The sequence below is a fragment of the Streptomyces sp. ME19-01-6 genome (genome assembly GCF_033793745.1).
In the GTDB taxonomy this organism is placed as follows: domain Bacteria; phylum Actinomycetota; class Actinomycetes; order Streptomycetales; family Streptomycetaceae; genus Streptomyces.
On the sequence record NZ_JARAXF010000002.1, the window covers coordinates 215,295 to 229,819 of the forward strand.

Here is a 14,525-nt window from a genome sequence, read left to right on the forward strand (position 1 = left end):
TCGCCGCTGGTCGATCAGCGAGGGGAAAAGAAATGAACTTCCGGCAAACGCGCCTCAGACGCTCGGCGCACTCCGCGGCGCTGGTCGCGGCCACGCTCACGCTCGCCTCGGGCGTGGCGTATCACTGCCGCCGGCCACCGCCCTGGCGGCCGACGCCACCGAGGTGGTCATACCCTCGCCCAATGCCTACGGCGAACCGTCGACCGGCTACCGCTGCCCGCTGCGGGCGGCCGCATCCTGGACGTCTCGCCCGAGTACGTCCTCTACGAGTCGCAGGGCCCCTACAAGCGGCAGTACGTCATCGACATCGTCCGCGACCGGATCGTCCGGGAGCAGGCCACGCAGGCCGCGGCCCTGGACTACGCCACCCTCTGGACGCCGTCCCCGGGCCGGCCGGGCACCGTGATCGCCACCGATCTGCGGACCGGGAAGCAGACCGGCACCGTGTCGCTCGGCGCATCGTGCACCCCCGAGGAGCTGCAGAGCAACGGCACGCTGCGCTACTGGAACTGCCCCGAACAGGGCCAGGCCGGCGTCCAGGACCCGGCCGCCGGGGACCTCACCACCCCCGACGGCACCTACATCTGGACCCTGACCGCCGCCCCCGCGGACGGTCAGGGCGCCCCCGTCACGGTCTCCGGGGCGCTCGTGATCAGCGGTTCATGAGACCGGGCGACTCGCCCGGCACAGAGACGAAACCCTGACGCCACGTCATCGTGGACACGGTCGGCGGAGCGCGGCGAGCACCGCGCTCCGCCGAAGGCCGAGCCCTGGCCGACCCGCTGCGCCGTCACGATGGCCGGGGACGCGCGCACCCATTGACCGACCCGCAGTCTGGAACATACTCTGAGTATGCGCTCGACGTGAAGTATGCCGGGGAGCGTCATCCCGGCCATGGGCAACGGCCAGTCGTCTGAATCGAAGGATGGGATGCCCGCATGAATCGCGTCTGCATTATCGGAGCTGGTTCATCCGGCATCGCCTCGTGTCAGGTACTGAATTCCCGGGGAATCTCGTTCGACTGCTTCGAAGCCGGATCCGGAGTAGGCGGGAACTGGCGCTATATGAATGACAACGGCATGTCGTCCGCATACCGCTCGCTGCACATCAACTCGTCGCGGCAGAGCATGGAATACGCGACGTTTCCCATGCCGGACCATCTCCCGCCGTATGTCAATCACGAGCAGGCCGCGCAATACTTCGACGACTACGTCGACCACTTCGGATTCCGCGAGAGCATTCAGTTCCGCACAGAGGTGACCCGGGTCGAGAAGGGCCCGGCCGGAAGCTGGAACGTGACCACCCGCCACCGGGACACCGGCGAGGAGCTCACGGGGCGGTACGACGCCGTGCTGGTCGCCAACGGCCACCACTGGAACCCGCGCATGCCGGATCCGGCCTTCCCCGGAGCCGACACGTTCAAGGGCACCCAGTTGCACTCGCACGACTATCGGACGCCCGACCTTCTCGCCGGCAAGCGGGTGGTCGTCCTCGGCATCGGCAATTCGGCCTCCGACATCGCCGTCGAGGGCTCGCAGGTGGCCGAGCGGATGTTCCTGGCCATGCGGCGGGGGGTGCACATCGTGCCGAAGTTCGTCTTCGGCGTGCCGGTGGACCACCTCACGTTGTCCTGGGCCTCCGTTGTGCTGCCCTTACGCGCACAGCAGCTGATCCTCGGCACCGCCTTACGCCTGGCCCGCGGCAGGCCGACCCGCTACGGACTGCAGAAGCCGGACCACCGGATCCTCGCCGCCCACCCGACCGCCTCGGACTCGCTGCTCAGCAAGCTCGGCCACGGCGACCTCACGGTCAAGCCGAACATCGTGCGGCTCGACCACGACAAGGTGCACTTCGCCGACGGCAGTGTCGAGGAAGTGGACGTGGTCGTCTACGCCACGGGGTACAAAATCAGTTTCCCCTTCTTCGACTCGGACCTCGTCGACGCCGAGGACAACTGGATATCTCTTTACCGACGCGTGGTGCCGCCGCAGCACCCAGGGCTGTACTTCATCGGACTCGTCCAGCCGATCGGAGCCATCATGCCGCTGGCCGAGGCGCAGTCCGAATGGGTCGCCGATCTCCTCGAAGGAAGGGCGAGGCTGCCCGGGTACGCCGCCATGGCCAAGGAGATCGACACATATCAGTCCTCCGTGGCCCGCCGCTATGTCAAGTCGGATCGCCACACCATTCAGGTCGATTTCCGCAAGTACCTGAGGGAGCTGCGGAAAGAGCGCCAAGAGGGTGCCCGGCGCCCGGGAATCTCCCGCGCTCTGCCGACCGGTGTGCGGCGATCGAACCCCATCGACGTCAGCGGCTGAGCATGTCACCCCATCCGCGCACGGAATCAATGAGAGAGGGGCGGGAGGATTGATGACGGCCGAACAGATCGTGGACACGGAACCGGCGAACAACCGGGGGGATTCTCTCGGCGCCGGACACGGCGGTGTCCAGGAGGCGCTGACGCGAGCGGCCGTGGCCTTCCCCGGACAGGGCTCGCAGGCGCCCCGCATGGGCGCGGCCTGGCGTGACCATCCCGCCTGGCGGCTGGTGGAGCGCGCCGAGGAAGTGCTCGACCGGCGGCTGGCGCCATTCCTGCTCAGCGCCGACGACGTCCCGGTGGCGACCCGGGACGTCCAGGTATCGGTCTTCCTGACGTCGCTGATGGCCTGGGAGGCGCTGCGCCCGGTGCTCGGGCTCCCCGTCGTGTTCTTCGGACACTCGCTCGGGCAGATCAGCGCGCTCACGGCGGCCGGGGTGCTGGATTTCGACGACGGGGTCCGGCTTGTGTCCCATCGGGGCGACGTCACCGACCAGGTGTGCCGACGCCAGGCGGCCGGAATGATCGCCGTCCTCGGGCTGGACCGTGACCATGCGGTGTGGGCGTGCGGGGCGGCCCCCGGCGAGTGCTGGGTCGCCAATGACAACGCGCCCGGCCAGATCGTCCTCGCCGGGACCGACGCCGGGCTGCTGCGCGTCGAGGCGCGAGCGCGGGAGCTCGGTGCCCGGAAGGTCATCAGACTGGCCATCGCGGGCGCCTTCCACACGCCGCTGATGCTGGCCGCCAAGGACCCGTTCGCCGCGTATCTGCGCACCATCCCCTTTGTCGGGCCGTCGCGTCCGGTGGTGTCCAACGCCGACGCGTCCGCGGTCACCAGCGGCGACACGTGGTCGCGGCTGCTCGCCGAGCACCTGATCAATCCGGTGCAGTGGCGGATCTCTCAGCTCCGGCTGCCGGACCTCGGGGTGCGGTCGCTGGTGGAGGCCGGCTACGGCACCACCTTGACCAGCATCGCCCGGCGCACGGTCCCGGAGCTGGAGACGCGTAACGCCGATGGGCCGAAGGCCGTTTCCGCACTCGCGGACGAACTGGCACCGGGACCGGCACAGCCGCCGGTCACGGCCCTCACGGGGAGGTGAGCGCGATGACCAGTGTGGTGCGGCCGCCCGTAGGCGGCCCGGAAGCAGAGCATGACGCGAAACCGCGACGCGTACCCGATCCCGCCGCCGGCGGAGAGCCACCGGTGAGCCGGGTCGCGGTGGTGACCGGCGCGTCCCGGGGCATCGGTCAGGCGATCGCGGTAGCGCTCGCCGAGGCGGGACACCGCGTGGCCGTCGGTTACCGGTCGGGCGGCCCCGCCGCGCGGGAGACGCTGGACCTGATCAGCCAGGTGGGCGGCGAGGGCCTGTTGGTGCGGGGCGATGTCGGCGTCCGCGCGGACGTGGACGAGATGTTCACCGCCGTTGAGGACGCCTTCGGCCCGGTCGAGCTGCTCGTCAACAACGCCGGCATCGTCCGTGACGGGCTGGCCGTGACGCTGTCCGACGCGGACTGGGAGCAGGTGCTCCGAACCAACCTCCACGGGCCCTTCTACTGTGCCCGCCGGGCCCTGCGCGGCATGCTCCGCCGACGCTGGGGGCGGATCGTGAACGTGGGATCGATCGTCGGTCTGCTGGGCTCCACCGGCCAGGTGAACTACGCCTCGGCCAAGGCCGGGCTGATCGGGATGACCCGGTCGCTGGCCCGCGAGGTGGCCGGCCGGAACATCACGGTCAACACGGTGGTGCCCGGCCCGATCGGCACGGAGATCCTTTCCGAGCTGTCCCCGGAGCGGCTGGCCGAACTCAGCCGGATGGCGCCGATGAACCGCATGGGCACACCCACCGAGGTGGCCGCGGCGGTGACCTTCCTGGCCTCCGAGGCCGCCGCCTTCATCACGGGGACCACCCTGCCGGTCGACGGCGGCATCTCCATGGGCGGTTGATCACGCCGCGGGCCTGCGCCCACTCCGACGCGCGGCGTGCCGTCGATTCCGTTCCATTCCGTTCTATTTCGTTCTATTTCGTTCCGAGCAATCACGTACACGGCCGGCTGATAACGAAAGGAATACAGCATGAATCGGGATGATCTCTTCAAAGCGATGGTCGAGGCCTGCACCGAGATCCTCGGGGTTTCGGAGGACGCCGTCACCCCCGAAGCCGTCCTCCGGGACGACCTGGAAGCCGACAGTCTCGACTTGGCCGAGCTCACCATGGCGTTGGAGGACCGCGTCGGCGTCTCCATTCCGGAGCAGGACTTCAAGAGGGTGACGACCGTCTCGGACACGCTTGACCTCATCGAGCGGCACCTCTCCCCGGCGGCGTCATGACCCGGATCACGACTTCCCGGCAGCGGGTGGCGGTCACCGGCCTCGGCGTGAAGACGGCCGCGGGAAACGACCTGGAGACGTTCTGGGACACGCTGTGCGCCGGGCGCTCCATGGCCCGGCGGATCACCGCGTTCGACGCCGACGACCTCATGGTGAACTTCGCCTGCGAGGTACGGGACTTCGACCCGCAGGACTACCTGGACGCCAAGGGCGCCAAGCGCATGGACAGGACGGCACAGCTCGGCTTCGCGGCCGCCACGGACGCGCTGGCCGACGCGGGACGGCACGGTGTGCCCCCCGAGCGACGCGCGGTGGTGACCGGGACCGGCCACGGCGGCACCGGGACCCAGGAGGACGAATTCGGTGCCGTGCCCAAGCGCGGATACGGGCGGGTCAGTCCCCACTACGTCCCGATGACGATGGCGAACGCCACGGCGGGCGCCATCAGTATCCGGCACGAGCTGAAGGGCCCGAGTCTGTGCATCTGCACGGCGTGCGCCTCCGGGGCTCAGGCGGTCGGCGAGGGCGCGCGGCTGGTCCGGGAAGGAGCGGCCGACCTCGTGGTCGCGGGCGGCTGCGAGTCGGCCGTCGCACCCCTGACCATGTCCTCCTTCGCCAGGATGGGGGCACTGTCCAAGCGGGTGTCCGACCCCGAGCGGGCTTCCAGGCCGTTCGATGCCGACCGGGACGGTTTCGTCATGGGTGAGGGCGCCGGGTTCGTGATCCTGGAGAACTGGGACCACGCGGTGTCCAGGGGCGCCCGGATCTACGGCGAACTGGCCGGCTACGGGCGCAACTCGGACGCGCATCACATCACCGCGCCGTCGCCGGACGGCACCGGCGCACGCACCTGCATGGAGCTGGCGCTCGCCGACGCGGGGCTGACCGCCGACGAGATCGTGCACATCAACGCGCACGGCACCTCGACCCCGTTGAACGATGTGACCGAGGCCAGGGCGATCGTCGACCTCTTCGGGGCCCAACGGTTCCCGGTTACCTCGACGAAGAGCGTCATCGGTCATCTCATCGGAGCGGCGGGGGCCGTCGAGGCGGTGGCCACCCTGCTCACGATGCGGGAGGGCATCGCCCATCCGACCGCCAACCTGGAGCGGCGCGATCCCGGCTGCGACCTGGATGTGGTCGCGGAGCGCGCCCGGAAGATCCCGGAGGGACCGATGCTCTCCAACTCCTTCGGCTTCGGTGGACATAACGCGACCCTCGTGTTCCTGCCGGCAGCGATGTGAACCGGCCCGGCGCAGGGCGGAGAGGGGAACTGCCATGCTGAGCGGTAAGAAATTCCTGGTGACAGGCGTGCTGAACGAGTCGTCGATCGCCTACTCGGCGGCACGGCAGCTGCAGCAGCAGGGCGCGGAGATCGTCCTCACGTCGTACGGCCGTGCCCGGCGGCTGACCGAGCGCTGTGCGGAGCGCCTGCCCACCACCCCCCAGGTGCTGGAGCTGGATGTCACCCGCCCCGCGGACTTCGAGGCGCTGGGCGACCGGCTGGCGCGGATGTGGGGTCAACTCGACGGTGCGTTGCACGCCGTCGCCTTCGCGCCGGAGACCTGTCTGGGGGGAGACTTCCTGCGACCGCGGTGGGAGGACGTCTCGGTCGCCCTGGAGGTCTCCGCCTACTCGTTGAAGGCTCTTGCCGAGACCGTCGCGCCGCTCATGGAGGGGCGCGGCGGGTCGCTGGTCGGCCTGGATTTCGACGCGGGCCAGGCATGGCCCGACTACAACTGGATGGGGGTGGCCAAGGCGGCTCTGGAGTCGACGGCCCGCTACCTGGCCCGGGACCTGGGCCCTCGGGGCATCCGGGTCAATCTGGTGTCGGCCGGGCCGCTGTCCACCATCGCCGCCAACGCCATTCCCCAGATCGACGCTCTTCAGCAGGTCTGGAAGGCCCGTGCGCCACTGGGCTGGGACCCGTCCGACCCGGATCCGGCGGGCCGGACCTGTGTGACCTTGCTGTCGGACTGGCTGCCCGCCACGACCGGCGAGATCGTCCATGTCGACGGCGGGGCGCACGCCATTGGCATGGCCCCCGACGAGCGAACGCCCTGACCGACTCCGGAGGACGAAGATGTCCGATGCGGCCCACCACGGCAACCCGACAGCAGGCCACCGGCGCCCCGGCGCCCCGGATGCCGCCGCCCGTGACCATCAGGGCCGATGGCGCGTAGCGATCACCGGTATGGGGGTCAAGACGCCGGCCGGCTGTGACCTGAAGACCCTGTACGAGACGGTGCTGAGCGCGGCGCCGGTAACCGCGCCCATCACCAACTTCGACGCGAGTGTCCTGCCCGTGCGCTTCGCCTGTGAGGTGCGGGACTTTGAACCGCTCGCGTACCTCGACGCCAAGACGGCCCGCCGTATGGACCGTGTCTCGCAGCTCGGCTTCGCCGCGGCGATGGACGCGGTCGCCGACGCCGGCACCCCCAGTGGTGAGCCGTCCCGGCGGGCGGTGGTGTTCGGGACCGGCACGGGCGGTGCGCCCACGATGGGCGATCAGGCGATCGTCTGCGAGCGGGACGGCGCCGGCCGGGTCACCCCGCTGATGGTGCCCATGCTCATGCCCAACGCCACACCTGCCTTCGTCGCCATGGAACTCGGCTGGACCGGTCCGAACTACGCGGTGGGCAGTGCCTGCGCCTCGGGCACCACGGCGGTGGGCGAGGCGGCACGGCTGATCCGCTACGGCGAGTGCGACACGGTGCTGGCCGGTGGCGGTGAGAACAGTGTCAATGTGTACGCCATGGCCTGCTTCTGCCGCAGCGGAGCGCTGAGCACCCGCAATGACGATCCGGCTCGCGCCTCCCGTCCCTTCGACGCCGACCGTGACGGCTATGTGATGGGAGAGGGCGCCGCGTTCCTGGTACTGGAGCGGCTGGATCTGGCGCTGGCACGAGGCGCGCGGATCTACGGCGAGGTGGTCGGCTACGGGCTCAACTCCGACGCGCACCATCTCACGGCCCCACGCCCGGACGGCGGAGGCGCCGCCGCCTGCATGCGCACGGCGATCAAGGACGCGGGCCTGACGCCGGAGGACATCGGTCATGTGAACGCGCATGGCACCGGCACCGGCCTCAACGACGCGATGGAGGCGCGGGCCCTGTCCACGGTGTTCCCCGCCGGCTCCCCGCCCGTCACCTCGGCCAAGGGCGTCTTCGGCCATCTCATGGGCGCCGCGGGTGCCGCCGAGGCGGTTCTCGCCATGCTGTCCGCGGCGAACGGCGTCGTGCCGCCGACGGCCAACCACGAGCGGACCGACGAGGAGTTCGACCTGGACGTGGTGGTCCGTGCTCCTCGGCCTATCGGCCGCAAGCCGGTGCTCTCCAACTCCTTCGGCTTCGGCGGCCACAACGCCTGCCTGGTGCTCTCTCCCTTCGACGGGCGCTGACACCCACGGGTCGGCCATGCCCTGGCGGGCGTGGCCGGCCCGTGGGCGGTCTCCGAGCGCCCCGCGCGACCGCAATACGCCCGTCCCACCCTCCGCCGAGTCCGTGCCGCCGTCAGTCGAAGCGGAAAGGCTCGGTAGCGCCGCAGCCCACATCTTGCTTCCGTTCCCCGGGTCGAGAGAGTCTTTTCGCGACATAATCAGGGCCGCATCAGGTTACTGGCGCACAGACCAGTGAACTATAAAGACGGGAGGGCCGGGGTCGCGGTCACGGTCGACCCTTCGCGCCATGTGATCAGGACAGGTTCTAAGCTGGGCGCGGGAGACTGTGGCGCATGACGACGGAGGGACCATATGGGAGCGACCAGACGTCGCCGAGACGAGTACGCGGAAGCAACTCGCAATGCGATCGTCGAGGCGGCGAGTGATCTCTTCTCGCGGAGCGGGTACGCCAAGACCTCATTGGACGACATCGCCGACCATGCTCGTGTAACAAAGGGCGCCATTTACCATCACTTCACCAATAAGCAGGCCGTCTTCGAGGCCGTACTGGCCGAGATCGACCAGCGATTCGTCCGGCGCGTCGAACAAAAAATCGGGCCGCAGGCGAGTGGCTGGTCGGCGTTTGTCACCGCCTTGAACGCATACCTGGACGCGAGTCTCGACCCCGCATTCTGCGAGATGGCTCTCAAGGAGGGCCCTATCGCTCTGGGGTGGGAACGGTGGCGGCTGGCCCAGGGGCATGTCACCGAGAACTTCGCGGAACTGGTGAAGCGGCGCTGCGCGGACGAGTTCATGCGTGAAATGCCCAGCGAGCTGGTGATGAAGTCAATCATCGGGGCACTGCATGAAATGGCGCTCGCGGTTTCGAACAGCCCGAACCCGCAGCAGGCGAGGAAAGAGGCATCCGCGCTGATCAGCGAGCTCGTGGAATCCCTGCGCTCCAGCCGGTCGGAGCGGTCGGTCGACCGGCCCGGTTGAAGATCGGGCCGGCCGGCCGCCTGCCGAGCGCTACGCCCGCCGCTGCTCGGTGAGGAAACGCGTGAGCACCTCGGCGAGGCGCTCAGGCTGGTCTTCCGGCACGAACGTGTAGGAGTCCTCGATCGGCTCCAGCCGGGCGTGGGGGAAGAGCCGCGCGAGTTCCTCACCGAGCTGGATCGGGAACAGCCGGTCTTCCTTCGCCCAGGGCAGCAGAACCGGCATGTCGACCTTGGGGAATTGTTCCGCCGCGGCCAGGGTGTGCCGGTTGCTCACCCCCTTGAGTATCTTCCCGAGGTCGCGCCGGACCCCCCGGCTCCGGCGCATCGGAGTCAGATAGGACCTCATGATGTCATCGGGGAGAGGGCGCTTGGACAGCAGTCCGAGAACGAGGGGCAGCCGGTGCACGGGTTTTATTCTGAGCCCTTGGGCAATCAGATAGGCGGAGCCGGGCACCCGGCCGAGTACCTGGAGGTACCGGAACATCGGGGGAAAGAATCGGTGCAGGCTGTCACTCGGCGTCAGAACGAGAGAGCCCAGCCGTTCCCGGTGCCGGGCGACGGCGATTTGAGAGAAGGCGCCCCCGGTGTCGTTGGCCACCAGGACCACGTCCGTCAGGTCCAGCGCCGCGAGGAAGTCCGCGATGAGTCGGGCGATTCCGGGCGGGCTGAGGTCCGCGTCCGCCGCCAGCGGAGTCTCGTGCGAGCCGAACGGCCAGTCCGGCGTGATGCAGCGCAGACCCGCGTCGGCGAGTGGTGGCACAACGTGCCGCCACAGGTCCCCGTTGACGAAAAGACCGTGCACAAAGACGACCGGCCGGCCCTCGCCCCGCTCGTGGTACCTCAGGGTGCCCTGCGGCAGGTGAACGTACTTCGCCTCACCGAGTCTGTCGGTCCTGGTCACTTCGGCCCTCTCACATCGAGTGCATCTGATTGCGGCCCTGTGTCGGCACGCTTGGCTCGGGTAACAACGAATCCATGCCGTACAACTGGCTGTGGGTGCCGCTGGCGACGATCGTGCCCGCCTCCATCACATAAAGGCGGTGGCAGCCGAGGGCGGCCACGTCCGCATGCGTGGCGCTGACCAGCACCGCGCTCCCCTCGGCACACCAGGTGTTGACCAGCCGCCGCAGTATCGCGATGTGCGGACCGGACAGCCCGGCCGCGGGCTCGTCGAGCACGATGACCGGGGGACGTCCCGCGGACGCGGCGGCGAGAGACAGCAGCTTGCGGTCGCCCGGTGGATAGCAGCTCAGCATGGTGGAGCCGAGGGCGGAGAGACCCATGCGCCACAGCAGGCGGGAAAGCCACCTGCCGGTGTCGGGTTCGTTCAGGTCGGCCCGGCGCGCCACGCCGGTCAACCAGTCCCGGCCGGACAGCCTGAGGTCCATGGTCTCCTCGGGCACCGCCGTGCCGACCATGCCCCGCGGCGGCCCGTCACCGCGCACGATCGTCTCGTTGATCTTGAATATGCCGAAGGTCGGTTCGAGGCGACCGGCGAGAATGTCCAGGAATATCGATTTGCCTGCGCGGGATGGGCCCACCAGCCCTACCAGTTCACCCGATGACACGGTGAGCGATACGCCTTCTAATCGGCGATGACCCGGTTCCGCGAGCGTGAGGCCACTGACCACCAGGCGCGGCAGCCCCACATCTTCGGGACGGTGTGACGGAAGTTTCATCGACTGATGGAGACTATTCATCAATACGCTCCCGAAAAACGTCGAACGACCTACTGGAATGGCGAAGACCCCAGCGAAAGGCGACAAGGCGTCGCGCGGAGGGCGCGCATTGGCGTCCAAATTGCGCAACAGGGAGCAATGTAGAGGTGTCGAGACCAGGGCGGCCTCGCACTACCGTCACGAAGCCCCTGGTTCTGCGCGCGAGCTTCATCTACATGGAAGCCAGTCAATGCTTGACGAGTTGGGAGCCTAGGCGAAACGAGAGCCGCTCCGCAACATCCGGAGCCGGATCAGCGCCGAAGAGACAAATTCCTCTGTGCGGATGCCGACACGCCTAGCAGGCTCGATAACATGACAATCCTCTCACGATCTCTGCACAAATAGCTCCGATGCGATCAACGGTCGTCGGGGTGAAGTCTTTGTCCGCTGTCAGCGACAGCCCCGGCCGGTCAATGACCGTTGAGGGCGACCGTATTCCACTTGGGTGGAGTCTGTGACTCGGTGGTCTGCCCAGTCATCGCGCTCTCCCAGTTCTCCGTAGACGCCCCTCTACGCACACCCACTCGTCGTCCCGAACAGCGAACCACTCGCCTAGTCCTGCCGCACACCCTACGCAGGTAAACCTGCCGACGATTAGTGAAATACCCAGTGGCCACACAGCCGGGCGACCCCCCGGCCCAAGCCGCCACCACCCGTCGGCCGCCGGATCCGCCCCGCGGCGAAAACCCTCTAGGCAACCGCCTCTGGCAGATGCTAGGCTCCCGCCGTTATGTCAGATACTTAGAGTATGTTAAAGACTGCTGGGAGGTGGACGTTCATCCATGGACAGCCGGAACCTGTTCGAGACTCCGACGACCTACCGCGTCGTACGCCTGGAGTACTTCGCCGCGCTCGTCACGGTGGGAGTGCTCGTCGTCCAGCACTGGCACGAGATCCGCTGGGTGCCGTTCCTGATCCTCTTCGCCTACATCGACCTCATCGGCTACGTCCCGGGCGCCATCGCGGCCAGGCGCAGCAGGACCGGCTACATCCACCGCGTGTACTACGTGCTCTACAACACGATGCACACGCTGCTGACGGCCGCGGCGGTGGCCGGACTGTGGTGCCTGATCCACGGTCCTGAGTGGGCGCTACTGGCGCTCCCGCTGCACCTGTTCACCGACCGCTCGATCGTCGGCAACTTCCTGAAGCCGTTCGGTGTCCGCTTCGAGCCCCAGGAGCACCCCGCGTACTACGCGGTCAAGCCGTTGCTCGACCGGCCTCGCCCGCCGCGCTGGGCGGCCGGGACGGGACCGGGTTCGCCGGGTTCGCGGACGCGGCCCGCGCATGCGGCCGATCTGGGCCCGGCGAAGGCCGGCCGGGCATGACCTCGATTCCCGTGACCCCCCGAATGTCCCACGACGTCCGGCTGCGAGCGCTGCACCGGTACGGCACCAACCCCTCCGGCTTCCTGTCGCTGAATTCGGGAAACGAGTACTTCACCGAGCCGGGTCTCGACGGGTTCATCGCCTTCCGGCCGGCGCGCCGCATCTGGGTGCAGTTCGGCGGCCCGGTGGCCGCGCCCGACACCCGCCGGGAACTGCTCGCGGCCTTTATTCAGCGGGCGAAGGAAAAGCGGGTCCGCGTTCTCGGCGTCCAACTGCTGCGCCAGGACGCCGAACTCCAGGCGGAACACGGCTTTCACACCAATCAGTTCGGCAGCTCGTTCAGCATTTCCCTCCCCGAATTCACCCTGCGGGGCCGGACGTTCGTGAAGACCCGGAACATGATTTCCCGGGCCCGGCGCGACGGTGTGGCCGTGCGGGAACTGGGCCGGGACCTCGCCCCCGGGCAGGTCGACGGCCTGCGGCGCCAGCTGGACGAGATCGACGCGTCGTGGCTTCGCCAGAAGGGACGGCTGACCCGCGAGATCCGGTTCTTCGTCGGCGAGCGGACGGGTGAGTACCAGGATCTGCGCCGGACCTTCATCGCCCGCCGTGAGGGCGGCACCGGGCAGGACGACGTGGTCGCGTACATCTCCTACTCACCCGTGTTCGGCACCCAGCCGGGCTGGCTCTACGACCTCACCCGGCGACGTCCCGAGGGCGCCCGCGGAGCCATCGAGATGGCCTTCGCCCTTGCCGCCGAACGGATGAAGGAGGACGGCGATCCGTGGCTGCACCTCGGGCTGACCCCCTTCGTCGGTCTGGATCCCGCCAACGAGCTCGACAGCACCCATCCGTCCGCGGCGCGGGCGATCCGCCTGCTCGCCGAGCGTGGCCAGTTCCTCTACCCCTCCGCGAGCCAGGCGTCGTTCAAACGCAAGTGGCGTCCGCAGCTCGTGACGCCCGAGTACCTCACCTTTCCCGGACGTCTGCGCCTGATCGACGTATGGCGACTCATGAAGGTGGCGAACCTCATATGACCTCCAAGAACGCGACCGGCGGCGATGCCGGATCCGCTCAGCGGGACATCGCGATCCAGGACACCCCGGTCTGGGAGCGGGTCCGGGACGACGCCCCCGTGCGGCAGCGCTTCACCGGCCGGGCCGTGGTCGACGTCGCGATCGTCGGCGCCGGGCTGACCGGTCTGTCGGCAGCCCTGCACATCCTGCGGGAGCGACCGCATTGGTCGGTGCTGGTGCTCGAGGCGGACCGGGTGGGTGCCGGGGCCAGCGGGCGCAGCACCGGGATCGTCGGCCCCGGCGTCGGCGGCCGGATCAGGTATCTCCGCAGGCGCTACGGTCCCGAGACGGCCCGAGCCGCCTTCCAGCACAGCGAGGAGTGTGTGCAGACGGTGATCCGCCTCGTCCAGGACGAGGGGATCGACTGTGCGATGACGCCGAGCAGTCACCTGCTGTGCGCCGCCACCCGGGCCCAGGCGGCCATGCTGGGCCGAGAGGAGCGCGCCTTCGCCGAACTCGGCCTGACCGTGCCGTTCCTGTCCCGCCGGGAGGTCTCCGACCGGCTGGGCCACCCCGCGTACTTCGGCGCCCTGGCGTACCAACCGGTGGTCCAGATCAATCCGTTGGGGCTCTCTCTCGGCCTGGCCGACGCGGTGGTCCGGGCCGGCGGCCGGGTCGCCGAGCAGAGCCCGGTGACCGAGGTCAACCCGCACCGCGGCGGGGTCAGGCTGCGCGTCGGTCCGTACGGGGAGGTTGACGCGCATCAGGTGGTGATCGCGACGGACGGCTACACTCCGCCCGGTCTGCCGCACGGCCGACGGATCGTCCCGGTCCGCACCCATGTGCTGGCGACCCGGCCGCTCACCCCCGCGGAACGCGCCGAGCTGGGCTGGAGCGGCCACGAGGCGGTCATCGACCAGCGCTTCTTCTTCTCCTACTACCGGTTCGACGAGGAGGGGCGGCTGCTCTTCGGCGGCGGTCCGGTGTGCGGCCCGAACGCCTCGCCCGCGTTCTCCGAGCGGATCTGGATCAGGCTGGCGCGCGAGTTCGGCCAACGCTTCCCGGCGCTCGGCCACGTGCCCTTCACCCACCGTTGGTCGGGCCTGACCGGTGCCACCCTCGACCGGATCCCGGTGCTCGGCCCGGTGCCGGGGATGCCGGGTGTGATCTTCGCGGGCGCGTGGACCGGGCATGGACTGGCGATGTCGGTCGGCTGCGGTCCCTCGGTCGCCGCGCTGCTGACGAAGGGCCACGACCCGGCGGGCCGCCCCTGGCACCGGTCGCGAACCGGGACTCCCCGGCTGGGGCCGCTGCAGCCCTTCTTCGTCAAGAGCTATGTGACGGCCATGGACGCCGTCGACCGCGGGGGCGCGCTGATCCAGCGGCTGCGCGGGGTCCCGGAACGCGGCGGACGGTGATCCCGCACGGCCGGTGACCTCA

General features: G+C 69.0%; 14 protein-coding genes. 12 read left to right on the forward strand and 2 right to left on the reverse strand.

What is annotated here, in order from left to right:
- The first annotated feature begins 402 nt into the window (after nucleotides 1-402).
- The 9 genes from PV419_RS04545 (at nucleotide 403) to PV419_RS04585 (ending at nucleotide 9,024) form a co-directional block, all read left to right on the forward strand.
- Nucleotides 403-666, forward strand: coding sequence for a hypothetical protein (locus PV419_RS04545; RefSeq protein WP_319686359.1), 264 nt, complete (start codon nucleotides 403-405; stop codon nucleotides 664-666).
- Between the two features lie 272 nt (nucleotides 667-938).
- Nucleotides 939-2,318: an NAD(P)-binding domain-containing protein gene (locus PV419_RS04550; RefSeq protein ID WP_319686360.1), complete on the forward strand. Its 1,380-nt coding sequence runs from the start codon at nucleotides 939-941 to the stop codon at nucleotides 2,316-2,318.
- 52 nt (nucleotides 2,319-2,370) lie between these two features.
- On the forward strand, nucleotides 2,371-3,417 hold the full coding sequence (locus PV419_RS04555; protein ID WP_319686361.1) for an ACP S-malonyltransferase: 1,047 nt from the start codon (nucleotides 2,371-2,373) through the stop codon (nucleotides 3,415-3,417).
- Nucleotides 3,418-3,521: 104 nt separating this feature from the next.
- Nucleotides 3,522-4,262 carry a 3-oxoacyl-ACP reductase FabG gene (gene fabG, locus PV419_RS04560; RefSeq protein WP_319686362.1) on the forward strand — a complete coding sequence of 247 codons (741 nt, stop codon included), beginning with the start codon at nucleotides 3,522-3,524 and terminating at the stop codon, nucleotides 4,260-4,262.
- A 129-nt stretch (nucleotides 4,263-4,391) separates the two neighbouring features.
- The gene (locus tag PV419_RS04565; RefSeq protein ID WP_319686363.1) at nucleotides 4,392-4,646 is read left to right on the forward strand and encodes an acyl carrier protein; all 255 of its coding nucleotides are present in this window, start codon (nucleotides 4,392-4,394) and stop codon (nucleotides 4,644-4,646) included.
- A complete protein-coding gene (gene fabF, locus PV419_RS04570; RefSeq protein ID WP_319686364.1) occupies nucleotides 4,643-5,890 on the forward strand; it encodes a beta-ketoacyl-ACP synthase II in 1,248 nt (415 codons plus the stop codon). Before PV419_RS04565 ends, fabF begins: the two co-directional genes overlap by 4 nt.
- A gap of 34 nt (nucleotides 5,891-5,924) precedes the next feature.
- Nucleotides 5,925-6,710, forward strand: a complete 786-nt coding sequence (gene fabI / locus PV419_RS04575; RefSeq protein WP_319686365.1) for an enoyl-ACP reductase FabI — start codon at nucleotides 5,925-5,927, stop codon at nucleotides 6,708-6,710.
- Between the two features lie 19 nt (nucleotides 6,711-6,729).
- Nucleotides 6,730-8,046 carry a beta-ketoacyl-[acyl-carrier-protein] synthase family protein gene (locus tag PV419_RS04580; protein ID WP_319686366.1) on the forward strand — a complete coding sequence of 439 codons (1,317 nt, stop codon included), beginning with the start codon at nucleotides 6,730-6,732 and terminating at the stop codon, nucleotides 8,044-8,046.
- Nucleotides 8,047-8,397: 351 nt separating this feature from the next.
- Complete coding sequence (locus PV419_RS04585; RefSeq protein ID WP_319686367.1) at nucleotides 8,398-9,024, forward strand: TetR/AcrR family transcriptional regulator; 627 nt, start codon at nucleotides 8,398-8,400, stop codon at nucleotides 9,022-9,024.
- A 30-nt stretch (nucleotides 9,025-9,054) separates the two neighbouring features.
- On the opposite strand, the gene PV419_RS04590 is transcribed toward PV419_RS04585, so the two are convergent.
- Both PV419_RS04590 and PV419_RS04595 read right to left on the reverse strand, forming a co-directional pair.
- Complete coding sequence (locus tag PV419_RS04590; RefSeq protein ID WP_319686368.1) at nucleotides 9,055-9,924, reverse strand: alpha/beta hydrolase; 870 nt, start codon at nucleotides 9,922-9,924, stop codon at nucleotides 9,055-9,057.
- A gap of 10 nt (nucleotides 9,925-9,934) precedes the next feature.
- The gene (locus PV419_RS04595; protein WP_319686369.1) at nucleotides 9,935-10,702 is read right to left on the reverse strand and encodes an ATP-binding cassette domain-containing protein; all 768 of its coding nucleotides are present in this window, start codon (nucleotides 10,700-10,702) and stop codon (nucleotides 9,935-9,937) included.
- Nucleotides 10,703-11,523: 821 nt separating this feature from the next.
- Between PV419_RS04595 and PV419_RS04600 the strand changes: the two genes are divergently transcribed.
- The 3 genes from PV419_RS04600 to PV419_RS04610 are packed head-to-tail and all read left to right on the forward strand — an operon-like array spanning nucleotide 11,524 to nucleotide 14,503.
- Complete coding sequence (locus tag PV419_RS04600) at nucleotides 11,524-12,069, forward strand: hypothetical protein (protein ID WP_319686370.1); 546 nt, start codon at nucleotides 11,524-11,526, stop codon at nucleotides 12,067-12,069.
- Nucleotides 12,066-13,106 (forward strand): DUF2156 domain-containing protein, encoded by a 1,041-nt coding sequence (locus PV419_RS04605; protein WP_319686371.1) that lies wholly within the window; start codon nucleotides 12,066-12,068, stop codon nucleotides 13,104-13,106. The genes PV419_RS04600 and PV419_RS04605 overlap by 4 nt, the downstream gene beginning before the upstream one ends.
- Nucleotides 13,103-14,503: an FAD-binding oxidoreductase gene (locus PV419_RS04610; protein ID WP_319686372.1), complete on the forward strand. Its 1,401-nt coding sequence runs from the start codon at nucleotides 13,103-13,105 to the stop codon at nucleotides 14,501-14,503. Before PV419_RS04605 ends, PV419_RS04610 begins: the two co-directional genes overlap by 4 nt.
- The last annotated feature ends 22 nt before the right edge of the window (nucleotides 14,504-14,525 follow it).